The 19,583-nt window shown below is 33.2% G+C and carries 13 protein-coding genes; 10 read left to right on the top strand and 3 right to left on the bottom strand.

Annotation, left to right across the window (positions count from 1 at the left end; all coding sequences use genetic code 11):
* Window positions 1-1,572, top strand: a 1,572-nt coding sequence (locus Q9306_RS22885; protein ID WP_306202673.1) for a Kelch repeat-containing protein, incomplete at its 5' end; no start/stop codon positions are given.
* Window positions 1,573-2,225: 653 nt separating this feature from the next.
* Here Q9306_RS22885 and Q9306_RS22890 read toward each other — a convergent pair.
* Both Q9306_RS22890 and Q9306_RS22895 read right to left on the bottom strand, forming a co-directional pair.
* Window positions 2,226-2,459 carry a helix-turn-helix domain-containing protein gene (locus Q9306_RS22890; RefSeq protein WP_306202675.1) on the bottom strand — a complete coding sequence of 78 codons (234 nt, stop codon included), beginning with the start codon at window positions 2,457-2,459 and terminating at the stop codon, window positions 2,226-2,228.
* 139 nt (window positions 2,460-2,598) lie between these two features.
* The gene (locus Q9306_RS22895) at window positions 2,599-3,102 is read right to left on the bottom strand and encodes a hypothetical protein (protein ID WP_306202678.1); all 504 of its coding nucleotides are present in this window, start codon (window positions 3,100-3,102) and stop codon (window positions 2,599-2,601) included.
* Between the two features lie 169 nt (window positions 3,103-3,271).
* Between Q9306_RS22895 and Q9306_RS22900 the strand changes: the two genes are divergently transcribed.
* The 6 genes from Q9306_RS22900 to Q9306_RS22925 all read left to right on the top strand — a co-directional run bounded on the left by Q9306_RS22900 (window position 3,272) and on the right by Q9306_RS22925 (window position 13,492).
* A complete protein-coding gene (locus tag Q9306_RS22900; protein WP_306202680.1) occupies window positions 3,272-5,161 on the top strand; it encodes a TnsD family Tn7-like transposition protein in 1,890 nt (629 codons plus the stop codon).
* Window positions 5,162-5,207: 46 nt separating this feature from the next.
* Complete coding sequence (locus Q9306_RS22905) at window positions 5,208-6,053, top strand: TnsA endonuclease N-terminal domain-containing protein (protein ID WP_306202682.1); 846 nt, start codon at window positions 5,208-5,210, stop codon at window positions 6,051-6,053.
* Window positions 6,050-8,248 (top strand): Mu transposase C-terminal domain-containing protein, encoded by a 2,199-nt coding sequence (locus Q9306_RS22910; RefSeq protein ID WP_306202684.1) that lies wholly within the window; start codon window positions 6,050-6,052, stop codon window positions 8,246-8,248. The genes Q9306_RS22905 and Q9306_RS22910 overlap by 4 nt, the downstream gene beginning before the upstream one ends.
* Window positions 8,235-9,941: an ATP-binding protein gene (locus Q9306_RS22915; protein WP_306202686.1), complete on the top strand. Its 1,707-nt coding sequence runs from the start codon at window positions 8,235-8,237 to the stop codon at window positions 9,939-9,941. Before Q9306_RS22910 ends, Q9306_RS22915 begins: the two co-directional genes overlap by 14 nt.
* A 15-nt stretch (window positions 9,942-9,956) precedes the next feature.
* Window positions 9,957-11,810 carry a TnsD family Tn7-like transposition protein gene (locus tag Q9306_RS22920; protein WP_306202688.1) on the top strand — a complete coding sequence of 618 codons (1,854 nt, stop codon included), beginning with the start codon at window positions 9,957-9,959 and terminating at the stop codon, window positions 11,808-11,810.
* A gap of 410 nt (window positions 11,811-12,220) precedes the next feature.
* Entirely contained in the window at window positions 12,221-13,492 is a 1,272-nt protein-coding gene (locus Q9306_RS22925) for an NACHT domain-containing protein (protein WP_306202690.1), read from the top strand.
* 32 nt (window positions 13,493-13,524) lie between these two features.
* Here Q9306_RS22925 and Q9306_RS22930 read toward each other — a convergent pair.
* A protein-coding gene (locus Q9306_RS22930; RefSeq protein ID WP_306202692.1) for an IS3 family transposase occupies window positions 13,525-14,684 on the bottom strand; the annotation gives its coding sequence in 2 pieces (ribosomal slippage) (window positions 13,525-14,423 and window positions 14,423-14,684; 1,161 coding nt in all).
* A 972-nt stretch (window positions 14,685-15,656) separates the two neighbouring features.
* On the opposite strand from Q9306_RS22930, the gene Q9306_RS22935 reads away from it, so the two are divergent.
* The 3 genes from Q9306_RS22935 (at window position 15,657) to Q9306_RS22945 (ending at window position 18,682) form a co-directional block, all read left to right on the top strand.
* Window positions 15,657-16,841, top strand: a complete 1,185-nt coding sequence (locus Q9306_RS22935) for an argininosuccinate synthase-related protein (RefSeq protein ID WP_306202694.1) — start codon at window positions 15,657-15,659, stop codon at window positions 16,839-16,841.
* 15 nt (window positions 16,842-16,856) lie between these two features.
* On the top strand, window positions 16,857-17,612 hold the full coding sequence (locus tag Q9306_RS22940) for a 2OG-Fe dioxygenase family protein (RefSeq protein ID WP_306202696.1): 756 nt from the start codon (window positions 16,857-16,859) through the stop codon (window positions 17,610-17,612).
* Between the two features lie 134 nt (window positions 17,613-17,746).
* Window positions 17,747-18,682 carry a DMT family transporter gene (locus Q9306_RS22945; RefSeq protein WP_306202698.1) on the top strand — a complete coding sequence of 312 codons (936 nt, stop codon included), beginning with the start codon at window positions 17,747-17,749 and terminating at the stop codon, window positions 18,680-18,682.
* Window positions 18,683-19,583: the final 901 nt, after the last annotated feature.

A 19,583-nucleotide genomic window follows, 5' to 3' on the forward strand; every position in this document is an offset into this window, starting at 1 on the left:
TCTATGAAAAAAAATATGCCTTATGCGTTACATCATGTTGGAGTAACGGTGCTGAATGATAAAATTTATGCTGTAGGTGGAGGACAGAATTCAGCTAGATATAATTATTTACAAGAATTTGATCCTAATACTAATACTTGGACTAATAAAGCAGGTATGAAGGTTGCACGAAATACCTTAAGTGTATCTGTATTGAATGGAAAAATATACGCCATAGGTGGATCGGCTACGGGGGAAATTGTAAAAACTGTCGAGACATACGATCCAACTACGAATACTTGGTCGCAAATAGCAGATTTAAATAAAGCAAGATGGGGTTCTATCTCAGTTACGATGGATAATCAAATTTATGTAATTGGCGGAGGTGCCTTCCAAGGTAAAACAACACCTGTCAACAGTATAGAAGTATACTCTGTTCTCCCGAATGTACCGACCAATCTTTCAGGGAGATCTGGTGATAGAAAAAATATTTTGACTTGGACATCCGTTAATAATGCAACAAGTTATAATGTGAAACGTTCTACTAATAAAGGAGGACCATACACAACTATTGCAACGAACGTTACAGAGACTTCTTATACAGATTTAGATGTAGAGAATGGAAAAACTTATTTTTATACCGTCTCAGCTAAAAATACAGCTGGTGAAGGTGAAAACTCAAATGAAATTAGCCTGACGCTTTTTGAAGGAAGAGTAGGTGCTGGGATAGCAGAGATAAATGGGAAGTTTTATGTGATTGGTGGAGCTTCAGGTTCAACTGTATCTAATGTAGTACAAGAATACGATCCAAAAACTAATAAATGGTCAAATAAAGCAAATATGCCAACAGCACGTACTGATTTAGGTGTAGCGGTAGTGGACAATAAAATTTATGCTATTGGTGGTTATCGTGGAAATGCATTTACATATGGAGGGGCTACCAATACTGTAGAGGTATACGATCCTACAACGGACTCTTGGTCAACTACAACGTCTATGCCTGTTGCCCTTTCAGGTGGAGGAACAGTAGCGTGTAATAATAAAATATATGTAGTTGGTGGCTTAAACGGACAGTTGCAAGCAATAAGTACAGTGCAAGAATATGATCCAGCGACTCATACATGGTCTATGAAAAAAAATATGCCTTATGCGTTACATCATGTTGGAGTAACGGTGCTGAATGATAAAATTTATGCTGTAGGTGGAGGGCAGAATTCGGCTAGATATAATTATCTACAAGAATATGATCCTAATACTAATACTTGGACTAATAAAGCAGGTATGAAGGTTGCACGAGATGCCTTAAGTGTATCTGTATTGAATGGAAAAATATATGCAATAGGTGGATCAGCTGTAGGGGGAATTGTAAAAATTGTCGAGACATACGATCCAACTACGAATACTTGGTCGCAAATAGCAGATTTAAATAAAGCGAGATGGGGCTCAATTTCAGTTACGATGGATAATCAAATTTATGTAATTGGTGGAGGTGCCTTCCAAGGTAAAACAACACCTGTCAACAGTATAGAGGTTTATTCTGAAACAGATTCTCCGACTTGGAAGTTCGTTGGTGATGAAGGGGTTGTAAAGTAAGAATTCTATCAACTTAGGAGAACCATACATGTGGCCGCCACGTTTCTCGAATTAAGAGATTTAAATACCATTAAACATAATCAACGTTATTCTTTCTAAATAAGCTAAATTATTAGGAAGAGTAACGTTTTTATAAATCTCTTGATTTAAAATGAACTACAAATATATGCTATACCAATACTTGCTTAGGAAATTGACATGCAAAGCATAGAGTGCGTTTATATGGAAGAGGTTCTGACTTATGATACATGTTTCGGCATTTTGTTGCAATTGCACGATCATATTTCTTACAAAGGTTGCTATATCAATTGGCTCTAAAAAGGGAATGTCGAGCATACCTTGTATTACATTTTATGTTGAAAGTGCAGTAAGAAAACACTGTGTAACGTAAGGTTCTCTTACTAGGTGATGTGCTGCATTGTGTATAATAAATAATTATGAGAAGTTGAGTGAGCAGACTCAATTTCTTTTTATTTTATAACAAAAAAGGGATTTGGGATTTCTTTATTTATGGTAAAATGCCAGCTTTGGGAATATCTTATCACATCTTATTTTAAAGCAAAAAATGGTTAGTATATATCATGCATTTGTTTATTTCGGAAGGTATGTAATAAAAGCGTTCATTTAAAGAACAAAATATACACCTATTGTTTTTAGCTAGATTCAAGAATAAGATTTTCAACTTCTTGAATTAATATATTTGGTTTAATATTAAGAGTTTTAGCTAGAGCAAACACAGTATTTATTGTAGGCCTTCTCAATCCTCTTTCCAGCAGGCTTATGTAAGTTCGATCTAAATTAGAATCAAGTGCTAGTTGTTCTTGACTCATTTTTAAAATAGTTCTGTGTTTTTGTAAAATTACTCCAAAGGATTCTTCGATTTTCATGAGACCACTCTCCATATCTTTATAAGATAATTTTGAGAGAGTGGTTAATTTCACTCTACAGACTATAGTCTGCAATTATGTTGAGAAGATTTAATATAGAAAAGTAAAGAAAAATGGTCGTAATTTAGTAAAAACTAAATTACGACCATTCTTTTGAAAGTAATAGATGATCAATATTATTTATTACTTTCCTAAAATCATTATCCGTAAAATAATAAAATAAATCATCAATGATATAATATCCGTCTAAAGAGTCCTTTGTGATTAAATCTGCCTGATTTAAATTATTAATAGAATTTCTAATTAGTGTTTTTCTGATGGCAGTATCTTTATAAATATTATTAATATTTATTTTGACTTTTCCATTTCCAGTTAGATATGCATCTTTACACAAGTGAGCATAGATAATTAGGTCGATGGAAGATATAGCTCCCCCTTGTTCTTCTAAAAAAGCGGGCGAGGGAATACAGAAAAAGTGTTCTTGCGTTAGTTTTTTAATCTTTTCATTTTGTGGTGTTTTTTCGTTATGGGTAAGAGAGTTTTGTTGGGTTGTTTGATTAAAAAATACATATAAAACAGGAAGAATTTCATCTATCCCTTTATAACAATTAAAAATATCTATTGGCAATTTTGTAAAATACATAATAAATCTCCTCCCTTTTTGTAGACTATAGTCTGTAAATTATAACATGATATGTTATTAATGGGGGGCAAAATGTAAAAAATAATTATTTTTTTCGAAATATTAAGTTAAAAATAAAGTAGCTATTATGTATAATTTTCTTAACTGAATTAGGAAAGAGGGGTAAGTAATGATTGTGTATTTTCCAACACCGTATGAAGATGAATTATTATATAGTCTTATGCTTAGGTATCATGTCCATTTGGCGAGTACGTCAAGGATGCAAACTATGTTGGAGCTGTTTAATAATGATAAAAAATGTTCAATAGTGGACTTTCCTAATAGTTTAGATTATTTGGTGGAACAAATACCTAGTAAACCTAGTGATTTTACTGCAGAATATCTCATTCAAAAACATACAATTGTTCCATTCTATAAGCCATTTTTAACGCCTATAAAATACACACAGGTAATAGAGAGTATGAAAAAAAACATACAGAAAAATAGGGTGAAACTACATTTAGGTGAAATAGACGCTAGTAGAAGAGAAAAGAATATTTATCTTTGTCGAGGTTGTATTGTAGAACAAAAAAAGAGGCATGGTGAATTTTATATTAATAGAGTTCATCAAATTCCAGGAGTTTTTGTATGTACAAAACATAAGGAGCTTTTAGTGAAATACTCATATACACTATATGCACAGCAGAAGTTAACAGTTATTGATGAGGAGAGATTAGAAGAACAAAAATTAGATTTACTAGAAAAGGAACAGGTTATGAAGTGGTTATTTCGGATTGCTGAGGATATTGAATGGTTAATGACTTCACCTTTAGAGCCGCAAGTATGTGAATTTTATTTGAAAAAGTATCAAACTTTAATAGATATTAAGGGAATAAGTTATCCAAGAAGTGAAAAGAGGCGCAAATTTAAGTCAAGTTTACTGGATTTTTTTCCTTCGGAGCTATTTTCTTTGCTAAAATTTGATATTCAAAAAGTGAGTTATCCTAATTGGATGAGATATATATTTGGTAGCGAGAGTCAATATTTACATCCATTAAAACATTTTCTATTAATTTACTATTTATGTGGTAGCATTCAGGACTTTTTTGAAAAAGAGTATACTTTCGAACCTTTTGGGAAAGGGCCTTGGATATGTATGAATCCATTTGCAAATCATTATTTAGACCATTGTATTCATAATATTGAGTATAGTATTGACAAAACTAAATTAGTATTAAAAGCGGATTTTAAATGTGAATGTGGATTTACTTATCGATTGTTTTCTCCTGAAAATAATCCATTGGCTGTAAAAAGATTTAGTATGCGAATTGTAAGTTTAGGACCTGTTTGGAGAGAGAAAGTTAAAAAACTTATTGAAGAAGGGGTTCCGCGTAAAATGTTAATAGAACGGAGTGGTATGAGTAGAGAAACATTTAATAAAAAGATAAGTGATTTTGAAAAAACAGAAGTTGAATCAAGAGATAAAAAGCGTTCGAGAAATAAAATAGAAAATTTTGATGAAGTAAGAAAAGAACATCGTCGGCAGTGGATGAAACTGGTCGAATTACACCCTGATTATTCTAGGAAACAATTAAATAAGTCAAATTCAAAATTATATCGTTGGATGATGACATATGATAAGGCATGGACAGAAGATCATGCACCAAAAGCTATCCAGAATACTGGTTGGAATAAACAGTCGTTAGAGGAAAGAGATAGAATTATGCTAGAAAAAGCAAAGAAATTAATAAACGAGTGGTATCAATATGAAAATGAAAACAAGAAATTAAAAAGAATTACAATTAATTCTATAGCAAAAGCTATGGATGGGGAATGGACGAATTTATATATAAACGCAGAATTATACCCACTTACAAATGAGTATATAAAAAGTGTAGTAGAATCAAATGACGAATTTCGTAAACGTAAATTTCTTTACTTTTTACAAACTGAATTCAAAGATAGGGAAGTTACTTATAGTAAGATAAAGTATGTAGCGGGATTGTATAAAAATATTAATAAAGAGCTTCAAGAATACATTTATCAACAAATTACAATTCATAATGAAAAGCTTAAATAAAAAAAATTATTAATGAATGGAACATAATTAATATGAGGCTATATGTATGTCACGCAAGATAGGAGGGGACATGAAAAATAGGAGTTGGACTTATAAGAAGATGCAAAAATTTTTGAAAGAAGGTCGTGGTATGGGACAGTTAGGCGCATATGTCCCTTGGATAAAAGTATATGATTTTCCTTCAAAAGGAACCATAGTTCGAGCATATGGGAACAAAACAAACAGAATACATCACCTACTCTCTAATATAGAATATGCTTATTTTTTACTACTTAATTCCGAACCCAAAGTAGTCGATATAAGAGAGCAATTTCCTTTATTTGATTTAGAGTTAGCAATGCATATAGCAAATAAAATTGACGTTAAATACCCCACAGATGACGTTACTAATACGCCGCATATATTAACAACAGATTTTATGATTACAACTAAAAATACCAATAGTAATTTGATTGATATAGCGAGGACTATTAAAGCTAGTAAGGATTTAAATAAAAGAAGAGTTTGTGAAAAATTTGAAATTGAAAGGCTCTATTGGAAAGCTAAAAATATAGACTGGAAAATTATTACTGAAGAGAACTTTTCGACGATACTAACTAATAATTTAACAATGTTATTTAATGCTTATAGAGTGCTAGAAAATTTATTTGAGGAATTTCTTTTAAAAAAATTACTTTATGAATTATATATAACTTTATCAAAATCAGCTAACAGACTAAGAGATGAGCTTCATCGATTTGATAAGGTAAATAATCTTGAATTAGGTACAGCTATTTCGCTATTTTATTATTTAGTTCTTCAACGTGTTGTTATTATTGATGTTTTTGAAAAAATTGATTTATACGCCGTGGATTGTTCTTCATTATTACTACAAGAGTGGGAGGAAATATGAAGGAATTATTTGTGAATATGGTATTAAAAGAATCAGAGGAAGGAAAGGATATTCAATATTTTCGTGTATTATGGATTAATAACTCATATGAAAGATTAGTGTGGTTTAATTTAGTAGAGGAACAGTCTTTTCCAGTTTTTGTAGAAGTGAAAATAGTGTTGGAAATGCTCAAATCAGGTCAACTGATAGAAGTTGTAGAACATCCATATGTTATTAATATATTAGAACATGAGTTAGATGATATATCAAAGAAAAAAAGAGAAGAACGCTGGAAAATGATTTGTGATCTAGTATCAATGAAAAATATACCACTAGTGTTCGATAAAAAGAGCAGGGGGAAGATGATAAACGATTTAATAGAAGAAGGCTATATAAAAACTACCATTTATAGATGGCTAAAACGTTATTGGCGATATGGTCAAAATAAAAATGCATTATTGGATAATTATCAAATGTGTGGAGGAAGAGGTAAGGAAAAAAAGCTAGGGCATAAAAAAGTTGGGGCACCAAGGAAAAGAAAGTTGCAGCAAGGGGAAGGACAAAATATTACGGAGGACATGAAGAAAAAAATAAAATTGGCTTATACAAAATACTATGCGAATGATAATAATACTCTCGAACAGGCCTACTTACTGTTTCTAGATGATAATTATGCAATTACTATTACAGTTGAAAATGAGGAGAGAAGAATATTAAGGTATAATATTCCGCATGTAAGTTTCGATCAATTTAAATACTGGGGGGAGAAATTAACTAACAAATTACAGGTAACAAAGGCTAAAATAGGAGAAAAAAACTATAATTTAACCCAAAGATATTTAGGAGATAATTCTAATAACCATGTGTTTGGACCCGGAAGTGTATTTCAAATAGATTCTACTCCTATAGATATATATTTAGTTTCCACATTAAATCCTAATGCTATTATACGTCGTGCTACACTTTATTTTGTATCGGATGTATTTAGTAGAATGGTTGCTGGATTTCATGTTGATACAAGACCAGCTTCTTTAGAGGTAGCGAAATTGGCATTTTATTCTGCAGCCTGCAATAAGCAAGTGTTTTGTAAAAGTCTGGGAGTTGATATTGGGCCAAATGAATGGATTGCTGAGCATAAGCCACATGCTATTGTTGCAGATCGTGGAGAATTAAAAAGTAAAGGAGTTGAACCATTGGCAGAGGTTTTAGGTCTTGATACAAAAAATACACCTAGTTATAGAGCTGATTTAAAAGGTATAGTTGAAAGGGCTTTAGGTTTGGTACAGCAAAAAGCAAAACCATTTCTTCCAGGATATATTGATAAAAATTTTGGCACAAGAGGTAGTAAAGATGTTCGATTGAATGCTGCGTTAACTATTGATGATTTTCGAAAGTACATTATTGAATATATACGTATGTATAATCAAAGTACACTTGAAAATTATGAGATGAGTGCTGAGTTAATAAGAGATGGCATTTCCCCAACTCCAAATGAACTATGGAATTGGGGAATGAGAAATTCTTCCGGTTTGTTATCAAAAATCCCTCTTAATGAATTGAAATATATGTGTATGACTAGCATAAAAGGAAGGGTTACTAAGGAAGGGCTTAAAGTAAAAAATTTAATATATGCTTCAGAAGAAGAGGCTATACAACAATGGTTTGCTTTAGCTAGAAAGAAAACATGGACAATAGAAATTGTATATGATGCAAGAAACATGTCGTATGTATATTATCGTAATCTGGAAACTAGAAAGTTTATTGTATTTGAAATGGATTCAAGAAGCACGTATTATGGAAAATCATTAATCGAAATAGAGGCTATTCAAGAATACGAGAAATATTTGAAAGATAAAAATTATAAAGAAGATTTAGAGCGAGAATTGACTTTTAATAATCGTGTGAAAAATATAGTAAATGATGCAAAAGAAAGGCAAGCGAATGCAGTAGAATCAAGGCCTATAAATAAAACGCAAAGGTTAAAAAATATACATGTTAACACGTTGCAGGAAAGTTATAATAGGCTTCCTCAGGAAGGGCTGTATCTTGATGAGGTAAGAGATCATAAGCAAATAAAAACCCTATTAAACACAGAAGAGAAAAAATTAAATGATGAAAAACAAGAATTAGAAGAAATTGAAGAGTACGAACAAAATGATATGCAACTTTTTATGGAAATATTACAAGAAAGGACGCGTGGAAATGGAGAATCATAGGGAAATGGAGGAGAAATATTCTTTACAAGTAAATGAGAATAGGTGGTATGAAGCCGTTTATATAGAACAAAAAATAGAAGAGTATAGAGGTAATCCCTTTCTTGAAACACTCCCCCCTGTTATGGATTCTAAACTGTTAACTAAGGGATTATTACATTATCCAGCTTATAGTGATGAGGAAAGAAAAGAATTAAGACACTATAGAATACACTATCTTAGAAGGCTCAATAAATTTTTTCAACCATTTTTCAGACATTCAAAATTGTATGAAATGTTTGATTGTGCGTTAAGACAAAGCTATTTACAAAGAAATCCTTTAGATATAAAGGAAAAAGTACATTTAAATAACATTTATAATTCTATGCTAAATGGAGAATTTATTGATTGTTCAGAAGCATCTACTACTAGTGAAGGGTTCTTGATTATCGGGATATCTGGGGGTGGAAAGTCAAGAAGTATAAATAGGTTGTTGGCTATGTATCCTCAGGTTATTCAGCATAAAGAATATAAAACACAATTTTTTGTACGTACACAAGTGGTATATTTAAAGATTGATTGTCCGCATGATGGAACATTAAAAGGATTGGCTGCTGCTTTTTTTAGTGAATTAGATAGAATATTGGGTACTAACTATGCTACTACAAAGATGAAAGGTGGTCGTGCTAATGTTACACAATTAATGTTAGCAATGGAGAATTTAATTGTTATACATGCAATTGGTATATTAATCGTAGATGAGATTCAACATCTTAGCATTGCTAAAAGCCAAGGTGAAGAAATGATGATGAATTTTTTTGTTACATTAACAAATCGCTGTAAAATACCAATTATTTTTGTTGGAACACCCAAAACAGAAAGCTTATTTGGTAAAGCTTTGAGACAGACGAGAAGAATGTGTGGACAAGGATATTTAGTATGGGAAAATTTGAAAAAAGATGATAGTGAATGGAACCTATTTGTTAAAATGATTTGGGGATATCAATGGACAAAAGAGAAAACACCATTAACAGATGAACTCCGTGAAGCATTTTATGAATCTTGCCAGGGAATTATTGCGGTTGCTATAAAATCTTATATTCTTACTCAAATGGAAACAATGAAAAAGAAGAAAGAAGTTATTACGCCAAAAATGTTTCAAGAAGCATCAAAAAAACATTTACGGATATTAAAGCCAATGTTATCAGCAATTAAATCTGGGAATAGAGCTGAAATGAAAAAATATGAAGACATTTTAATTACATTTATTAATGAAGAAGTAGAAGGGATTATAGATAATGAGATTGAAGCGTTTAATCTAGAGTACCATTTAGAACAACAGCAGGAACAAATGCAATCTAAAGATAATAAAGAGGAATTAGAATTAAGATTACTAGATAAAATCCAATCAATTGGATTTAGTTACAAAGATGCAAAGGAAGCGATTATAAATGTATTGCAAGTTTATGAAAAGAACAAAAGTGAAGAATTTTTAGCACAACAAGCAATTCAGTATATAATCATGAAAAATAAACCTAATACAGATGAGTTAACAGTAGAACAAGAAACAACGAATTTAATGGTAAAAGAGCTAGAGAAAGCTACAAGACCAGCTAAAAAGAAATCTCCTGCAAAAAGAAAAGCTAAAGTTACTGATTATAGTAAAGATAGGACATATATAGTAAATGTACAAGAGGATATTATTTCAAGTGACTAATTAAAGGATGGGGGTATGGGAGAAACTATGATATACTTCCCTAAACCTTATGATCACGAATCTTTTTATAGTATAGTTGCACGATTTCACACTCATAAAGGTAATATAACTATTCAAGAAAGTTGTGAGAGTTTGTTTGGAAAAGGTAATAAAATTGTACATATTGAATTTCCTACAGCTATCCATGATATTGTGAGTAAAGAACCAATCGCTTCTCATTATAATGTGAAATATTTTATAACAAACCATACTACATTTCCGTATTATCGAATATTTCTTGATGAATCTCAGTCAAGTTCTTTAATGGATGAATTGGCATATGGGGACGGTATTAAGCATGCTGCCCAGTTAGGGTTGATAAGTGGTGATGTAAAACTAAAAGAAAACTTATTTTTTTGTCCATTATGTGCTAAAGAACAAAAAGAACAATTTGGAGAAGCATATTGGAATAGAGTACATCAAGTTCAAGGATATAAAGTTTGCACAAAACATCTAACTATTCTAGAAGAAGTTCCTTTGAAAAATAGGAGAAGTTTAATCTCGTTATCTACGTATATGAAAAACTGGTCGCAAAATATTCAGCTTATAGAACGAGAAGATTGGAGAGTTAAAATAGCATACGAAATTGAATGGTTATTTAATACTAGCATTAATATGAAACCTGAATTTATTACAAAACAGTATAGTGAAAGATTAAAACAAAAAAGATATATTAGTTATGATGGGAATACATTGAAACTTCAAAAGTTAATGGAAGACATATTGAACTTTTATTCAGAGAATGTCTTAAAGGGGTTAGAATTAAATTTAAATCCAGAAAATTTAAAAAGATGGATTTCTTCAGCTGTTAAAGGTAAATATGTTCACCCTTTACGTCACATATTACTCATTTTATTTTTATGTGATACATTGCAAGAGTTCTTTAAAAATGATTATGAATACTGTCCTTTTGGAAAGGGGCCATGGAAGTGTATAAATCCAGTTTTTAACCATGATGATGCCTATTGCATTACCAATGTAGAAATTAGCCATAATCAGCATACCAAAAGGGCAGTGGGGCTATTTAAGTGTGATTGTGATTTTCATTATTTATGTGATGAACCGATGGAGGATAAAGAGTTTGATATTAAAAACTTTAAAGTGAAAAGGATTCATCAATTTGGAAAAGCGTGGGACAATACTTTAATTAAGATGGTAAAGGAAAAACAAACATTAAATTATATGTCTCAACGATTGGGTGTTTCAACAAAGAAAATCAAAATAGAGGCTAAAAGATTGGAGTTAGATGGTTATTGGTCGAATAAAGGACTATATGTTGGCAAAGGGAAAATGGAAAATCAAAGAGATTATTACAAGGAAATTAAGGAGTTTTATAAGAAGCATCCTATGGCTACACGTAAACAAATTGCAAAAGAGCGATCAGCAGCGTACCGTTGGTTAATAAAAAATGACAGAATGTGGTTCGAAGAAAATATGCCGACTACTTTGCCTACAGGTTATAGGAATAGGGTAGATTGGTCTGAAAGAGATGAACGACTATTGAGGGATATTCAACAGTTGCTCATAGAATGGGATAAGCATGTAGAGAAGCCAACTAGAATAACAGAAACATCTATTGCACTAAAATTGTTAAATAAACAATCTTTGTACGGGAAGTATCGTGGACATTATCCGAGAACAGCCAAATATGTATCATTAGTTGTAGAAACTTTTGAGCAATACTATAAAAGATGTGTTCGAAGAGCTATTGATGTGTATGGAAATACTTTTACTAGTGTTAATCAATTAATTAAAGCTGCACAGATAAGCTACGGAGCATATTATCAAATTAAAGGGTTTGTAGATGAGAATATTAATATTAAGTCATAAGTTCATTCGGCTTGTAGCATATGAATTTATGGCTTAATTTATGTTGTATAGAAAAATTAATGCGTGTGAAATTAAGATAAGGGAATTTAAAAGATGTAATAAGTAAATTAACTCAAATCTAGTAAAGAGATAGGAGAATATCTTAGACATAGTATAATATGTATATCTTGATTTTTAAAGAAGTGGAAAACTAGTATGACTAAACATGCAGGGGAGTTTGTTAATAAGGGAGATTTACTATCAATGAATGGGATAAAAGTAGGTATCATTCATTGATAGTATGTAATGAATAAAGATATTTTATCATCATGGGCCAAACCTATGTGGATAACAGTATATGTATTCTAGACAAATATATAGTATGAGTGGAAAGTCTTCCAAAGAACTAATGTATAAGGGGAAAGGGTAAAATGAATTACAGTTGGAATAGATATTGGTACGAAAGAGAAGAAACTATACTTTTAGATTATGATGGATTTGTTGCCAATCCAAAGGATAATAAAGAGCAAAAGCTAGTTACTTTTGACTCAATTTCCGATAAAGAGTGCTTAATCCTCTTAGGAGGACCGGGTATAGGAAAATCTAATACTTTGAGGAATGAGTACGATAAGCTTAAGCTACAGTTAGCTACAACCACTAATAAAACAGATAAAGTAGAGTTTGTGGATCTTAGGGACATTTATAATCGTGGGGAATTGGAGGAGGATTTGTTTAAGAGGAGTTTTTTTTGTGAATGGGTTAATGGAACAGACCACCTTTATTTATTTTTAGATAGTTTTGATGAATCATTAATACAATATAAAGCTTTGACAAGCATGTTACTTAGAAAATTCCGAGAATATAAATCTATTCTCCATAGGTTGACCTTAAGGATAGCTAGTAGAACAGGTTTATGGGTCTCTGAATTAGAGGAGGGTTTGAAGGAGTTATGGGGAAAAGAATCATTTGGAGTATATCAGCTATCGCTATTATGCAAGGAAGATATTATACATGCTTTAAATATAAATAATATATTATCAGAAGATTTTCTAAAAGAAATAAAGGCAAAAAACTTAATTTCATTCACAGGAACACCTGTTACTCTGCAAATGTTAATAGAGAGTTATCGCCAGGGAGAAGGTATGCTACCTAATTCGAGAATTAGTATTTATAAACAGGGGTGTAGTTATTTATCCAGTGAAGTTAATCCTCAACGTAGCATAAAAACACCACAAGACGGTAGACTAGGTGAAATAGAGCGACTTAATTTGATAAAAAAGATTGCGACTATTACCTTGTTTTGTAATAAGGGTATTGTAAATACTAGTTCAATCTTAGGAGCGGTGCCTAAATATGAGATAAGTTTTACTGAGATAGGCAGTTTAAAGGATTGGGTAAGTATGGAGGATGTTAACGAAGTATTAAGGACGGGATTATTTGTAGCACGTGGAACAAATAAATATGGATGGGCACACCTAACATATGCAGAGTTTTTAGCGGCAAGCTTTGTAAATGAGTATCTGAATAATGACCAAATCATGAATCTTCTGATTCATCCTAATGATACAGAAGGGAAATTAATTCCCCAGCTTCACGCAACAGCCGCCTGGATAGCAGGTATGAATCTGATACTACGTCAAGATAATAGACACAGATTTCTACCGCGCTTTCGCTTGGTGATCTTCATAAAAAAGTTTAAATAAAGAACGGTTTAAACTTTTTTATGAAGGTAAAATCAAGCTGCTGAATTTCCATACATATGTTCAAATTCATTCGGTGTATAGTAACCCAAAGTCGAATGGATTCGTTTGGAATTGTAGAAGAACTCGATGTATTCAAACAACGACTTTTTCGCTTCTTCTCTCGTTTTATACTTCATTTGATATACTAGCTCGCGTTTAAGAATACCGTGAAAGGATTCAATACAAGCATTGTCATAACAGTTTCCCTTTCGGCTCATACTGCCCATCATATGATACTTTTTTAATAGTCTCTGATATTCATGTGAGGCATATTGGACTCCTCGGTCTGAATGGTGAATGACTCCTTTCTTCGGCTTTTGACGCTTGTAAGCCATCGTTAGTGCAGAGATCACCAATTCCTTTGTCATGGTTTTATTCATGGCCCAACCTACGATTTTACGAGAATACAAATCCATTACACTTTCCAAATACAACCAGCCTTCATTGGTCGGAACATACGTGATATCCGCTACCCACAACTGGTTTGGTTTAGTAGCTGTAAACTGTCGATTTAAAACGTTTTCACTTACTGGGTGATGATGTTTTGAATTGGTAGTAGCTTTATATTTTTTGACCGTACAAGATTTCCACTGGTTCTTTGTCATAATACGAGAAACCGTCCGCTCACTTACCTTCGCACCTCGCTTATTCAGCGTTTTAGCGATTTTAACACTGCCATAACGTTGCTTAAATTCTAAGTGAGTCTGAAAAATCTCTTGTGATAACTTCTCGTGTTGTTTCTGCCTGTCACTTTTCGGTCGTTTTAGCCATTTGAAGTAACCACTTTTGGAAGCTCCCAGGACGTTGCACATCTTCTCCACTCGGAATTGGGAGCAATTTTTATGAATGAACTCATATTTTACCGAGGGCTTTTCGCGAAGTAGTGCATCGCCTTTTTTAAGATTTCATTCTCCTCCTGGAGCTCACGAATTTCCTTTTGAAGAGCTAGTAATTCAGCTTCTGTCGAAGAGAACGATTGGACAGCTTTAATCTCTGGTTGTTGACCATACTTCTTAATCCAGCCATGTAAAGTATTCTCATTCACACCCATTTCTCTAGCCACTTGAGCCACAGGCTTATGATTTTCACGAATATACTTTACCGCTTCAATTTTAAATGTCTCATCGTATCGTTTTCCGTTACCTCTTGCCATACAGACACACCTCGTTATAGTTGATATATTTATTATAACAATCTGTGTCTACTTTTTAGTCTAGCATCATGTACCATGTCTGATAATCAAGCCGCTTAATTTAAAAAAGTGAAACCCGTTAGGGTTTATTTCGTATGCAAATCTTTAAATCACCTACACTTGCCCTTTAGAAAAAAGAAACAATCTCGCCTAAAATTGACTTTGCATAAGCTTAGCTTGATAGCGATGTGGAGCTTATCCTTGAATACTATAAATATTACCTTTGGAATATTTTCACTTTCAGCTTTAATGCTTAGTCTTATTATTTTAAAGATAAGAAAAAAATCTCGAGAGGTGGATAAAAGTGATAAACAAAACAGAATAGGAAGTTAGGGTTATTTATTAAGTGGTATTTTTATTTGTCATTTTGCATCAATTTAGCATAAAAGAAATTTATGGAGAAAATTAATGAAAATTCTAAAAAACAATTCAATAATCATAAATATCTGAATTTACATATGTGCTTTTCTGTAAGCACTGTATAATATGTTTAGTGGAGAATTATTATATAAAAATAATTATAGATGGTTATGAAGATATTTTTAGCTAAGGATGTATGAGTAAGTTGTCCTTTGCTTAACTTGATCAGAACTTGTATTAACTGAGTATCACCAGGCATAAAAGAAACAATAATTTTATAACGGTTATGAGAACAATTCAGGATTTGATAGAGTTACAGGCATTATTTTCGGTCTCTATATCATATCTGTGTAAATAAAGGATTATTTTATCATTAATTAACAGAAAATTCCTTCATTTTTTTATAAATAAGAAAATAAGTAATTTTCTGTATATTTTTCCGGAAGATATGTGTAAGATAGTCAATAAATATTATTACAGAAAAATAAGAATTAGGGACCATAAAATATAATTTAAGCTACGATTTATTTTGGGTATTATTTACAAGATAAAAAATGAAAGAAGGAACTGAAAATGAAGAAGCGTATTCGTAGCATTGAAAATCTGAGAGATGTTATCAAACCTGGGTCTCGAGTTCTTACACTATTTAGTGGAGGTTTGGACAGTGCGTATTTGTTACATTTGCTCTCAAAGCAGAGTTGTAAGGAAGTTATCGCACTTACTGTTGATCTAGGAGACGATGTGAATTATGTCGATATTCAAAATCTTGCTAAGCAGTTCGGTGCTCATTCCGTGATTCTGGACAAACGTCAAGAATTTGTGGAGCAATTTGTAGCACCAGCAATTGCAGCACATGCATCTTATCTCGGTGTCCACCCAATCAGTTCATCCTTGAGCCGCCCGTTTATTGTCAATCAAGCTGTCCGCTTAGCAAAGGAGTTGAGCTGTGATGTCATTTTACACACTGCAAATCAATCTCAGAACAGTCTTCGTCGTCTGAATGGTGCACTTGATCAACTGGGATTTAAGGGGTATTACGGTACTCCTTATGAATTCAGTGCTTTGACTCGAGAAGAGAAGATAAATGAGCTTCGTAATCAAGGGGTTAATGTGTTTCAAACGCGTAACTACAGTGGAGACTCTAATCTTTGGTGCCGTGAGTTTGAATCCGGAATGCTCGACGATCCAGAAGATTTTTCTACGCCTGAAGCTTTGTATCGCTGGAGTGCTTCCAAACCAACAGCTGATGCAACTAAAATGTCCATCTCTTTCAAGGAAGGTATACCATTGTCCGTGAACGGTCAGAAGATGCAATTGCTGGAATTGATTGAACATCTTAATGTTGAAGCAGGGATTTATGGTATTGGCCGATTCTCTGGATTAGAACATTTGGCTGGTGGGGAAAAAGTATTGGAAGTTCGAGAAATGCCAGCTGCTCATATTCTACTGCATGCGTATCGCCAACTAGAAACTGCTTGTGTTGAGGCTGAATCAATTCGTGAGAAGATAAGTTTGGAGCAAATCTGGATACGCGAGGCAGTTGAAGGACGCTGGTATGGTACGTTGCGTGAAGCAACACAGCAGTTTATTGGTAGTATAGCACGAAATGTTACGGGGACAGTTACCTATCATTTGGATTGGCGGACATTTGAAGTTAATTCAATCTGTGCGGATCGACCACTCTATATTCGTGATCGAGATAGTTGGGAAAAACAAAAATCGAGTGAAAATCGAGTATCCACTACAATTTTAATATAAAAGGGGGAAAATAAAATGGCTACAACAATTTTACAAAGCTTTTATCGTACAGATGAGACTCCTATTGTTGATGCAATATCTAAACAAATTACTGAGAACAGGATGTGCTATATAAAAGGAGATTTTCTGAAGGAGAAAGTGGAATTTTTTAAAGAAACACACTGGAATGAATTTGCTAATAGTTGGAATAATTTGCTTCAAGATAACTTCATGAAAGATAATGGAAAGTATCGATTGCGCCGATTCTCGGAGTGGGAATACCTTGCACAAAATGGCCAATTAGAGCTACTTCCAGCGCGTCCCTATGTTCAACCACTATATATTAACCCTTTGAATGGAGGAACTGAAAGAATTTTCGAACCATTTGAAGACCATATAATACAGAATTCCTTTTTAAACGGTTTGTTAAAATGGTGTCTGAACATCTTTGAAAAAATCGAAGGTAAGAGTAATTGGGAAGTACAAGTGTTCCAAAATAGAATTTTTGCAGCAAATGAGGATGCAGGAATGCCAACGCCGGAGGGTGCTCACCGTGATGGTGTTACCTACATTTTAATGATGCTAGTGGATCGTGTAAATGTGGTCGGTGGTGAAACGACTATGTATGATGAGGAACAAAATGCACTAGGCACTCTTACGATGCTAAATCCATTGGATTGTGTAATAGCTAACGACGAGAAAACTATGCACGGGGTAACACCAATTAAGTCTCAGCATGCAGACAGTCAGGGTCACAGAGACATGCTTATCGCTATGTTTACAAAAAAGTAGGAGAATTCTAAGAGACTATAAGACGAAAGTGTGAGAATACCACTTCAAGTTCTAGATTTTCTTGAAGTGGCTTCTTTTGTTCTACGTAAGTAGCAAGAGGTAGTTAACTCCAAAATAAGGGTGGTACATGTCTGATGGCATTATTAGAAAAATCAAGTAAACTGAACGCCTTAAGGAGTCAGCATTTCAAAAAAGCAAACTGGACTGCGGATCTGTTATTACTACTAGTAGCCATTATCTGGGGTTCCACTTATATTACAGCAAAAACCGTTGTCTCTGTGTATCCGGTTTTTCTGTTCTTGTTTCTTCGGTTTTCCCTAACTGTACTAATGATGGCTCCGTTTACAATGCGTGAATATCGTCGATTACCGAAGGACACTTGGTTTGTCGGTTTCATTTTAGGGCTGCTTTTGTTCTCAATCTATAGTTTTGAAACAATAGGAATCTTTTATACGTCAGCTTCGAACTCTAGTTTCTTAATCAGCCTATGTGTGGTATTGACACCAATTGTGGGAGGTGTCGTGTATAAGAAATATCCAGGAAATGCTGTTATCGGAGTAGTACTGTTGTCTGTTATTGGTACTGGAATGCTCACGATCAAGGGGGAATTCCATTTAAATTATGGAGATCTAATGATTTTAGCAGCAGCCTTGATGCGTGCAATTCAAATGGTATACACTAAAAAGCTAACAACAGGAAAGGAATTAGATTCAGCTGCACTGACAACTATTCAGATGGCAGTAGTGACTGTTTTGACTGGACTTGTTTCCTTAATAATGGAACGACACACATATGTTACGCTACACAGTACCTGGCAGTTTTGGGGAATTACTCTGTATCTAGCCATTTTTGGTACGTTGTTTGCCTTTTATGTGCAAATGACTATGATTCGTCTTACCTCGCCCGTACGAGTGGGGCTTCTCCTTGGTACCGAACCACTTTTCGGAGCTATGTTCGCGGTTTTAATCGGAGGTGAGTCAATGACGGGGATTGCAATAATAGGCGGTGTAATTATCGTAACTGCAACCTATTGGGGACGCCAGATTGAATTAAGGCGTCAAAAGGTTTGAACCTCTAGCATAGATCTGGCTTTAAAATAAAGTCACGATGTTCATAAAAATATTACGACTTTCTGAAGAATGGTTTGATAAGATATCCTGTTTAATGTAGGATTAGGGGCATTTAAATTTAAGGTTATGGTGCAAAAACTCTAAGGATCTAGTAGGGGTCACCATATCAAAAAAAGAAAATTGTACGTTTGGACACATTTTAGAAACAAATTAACCGATTCCCTGTACGTTTAGGAACCGGTTATTTATTTTACTGCTTTTTATAGAGTTTTTGTCTCGTAATGGTCTTAAATTATCGAAATTTGTTTTTTGATTTAAGTTACACGCATAATCACCTGTCAATGTAATATGTTCTCAATTAAAATAATTCATGAGGATTTTTAAACTTTTCAAATGACTCATATTGGTAAACTGAATCATTGATAGTATGTGTAAAAAGAATATAATTACACAAAAATATTAATGATTTGGCAGACAACGTTTTAAGCTGTCTGCCGGGTAAAACGAAGATTGCCAGTTTGAATAGAATACAACCGCAGCCCAAGCGGCTTAAGGATAATATGTGCAGATGTTTACAAAATATACAAAATTTTTCTTTTTAGTTTGACCGTCAACTTTATGAGATGTCTGCCTGTGGGGTTCATGAGCTTGACCGGCAAATTAATTGTTTTCCTAGTCTTTAAAAGAGTGAAATCGCTAGTTCAACCGGCTTAGAGAGAGTGTGTGTCAACTTTAGAAAAATATGTAAAGAGAAATAAAAATGCCTATTCTACAAATAGAACAAAGCACTTTATAAAAGTGCTTTGTCAGAGTGTTGGGAAACCCTTTGGGTTTCCCAACCTCTGATGACCTTTATTGTAACTATGTATAAAAAAATTGTACGAAACAATAAAAAATAAGA

This window comes from Bacillus multifaciens (assembly GCF_030756675.1).
In the GTDB taxonomy this organism is placed as follows: domain Bacteria; phylum Bacillota; class Bacilli; order Bacillales; family Bacillaceae_G; genus Bacillus_A; species Bacillus_A multifaciens.

Coding starts and splice junctions, on each gene's coding strand:
- Q9306_RS22905 (WP_306202682.1), top strand. CDS start 5,208: ATGTCACGCAAGATAGGAGGGGACATGAAAAATAGGAGTTGGACTTAT.
- Q9306_RS22925 (WP_306202690.1), top strand. CDS start 12,221: ATGAATTACAGTTGGAATAGATATTGGTACGAAAGAGAAGAAACTATA.
- Q9306_RS22915 (WP_306202686.1), top strand. CDS start 8,235: ATGGAGAATCATAGGGAAATGGAGGAGAAATATTCTTTACAAGTAAAT.
- Q9306_RS22910 (WP_306202684.1), top strand. CDS start 6,050: ATGAAGGAATTATTTGTGAATATGGTATTAAAAGAATCAGAGGAAGGA.
- Q9306_RS22935 (WP_306202694.1), top strand. CDS start 15,657: ATGAAGAAGCGTATTCGTAGCATTGAAAATCTGAGAGATGTTATCAAA.
- Q9306_RS22895 (WP_306202678.1), bottom strand. CDS start 3,102: ATGTATTTTACAAAATTGCCAATAGATATTTTTAATTGTTATAAAGGG.
- Q9306_RS22900 (WP_306202680.1), top strand. CDS start 3,272: ATGATTGTGTATTTTCCAACACCGTATGAAGATGAATTATTATATAGT.
- Q9306_RS22945 (WP_306202698.1), top strand. CDS start 17,747: ATGGCATTATTAGAAAAATCAAGTAAACTGAACGCCTTAAGGAGTCAG.
- Q9306_RS22940 (WP_306202696.1), top strand. CDS start 16,857: ATGGCTACAACAATTTTACAAAGCTTTTATCGTACAGATGAGACTCCT.
- Q9306_RS22890 (WP_306202675.1), bottom strand. CDS start 2,459: ATGAAAATCGAAGAATCCTTTGGAGTAATTTTACAAAAACACAGAACT.
- Q9306_RS22920 (WP_306202688.1), top strand. CDS start 9,957: ATGGGAGAAACTATGATATACTTCCCTAAACCTTATGATCACGAATCT.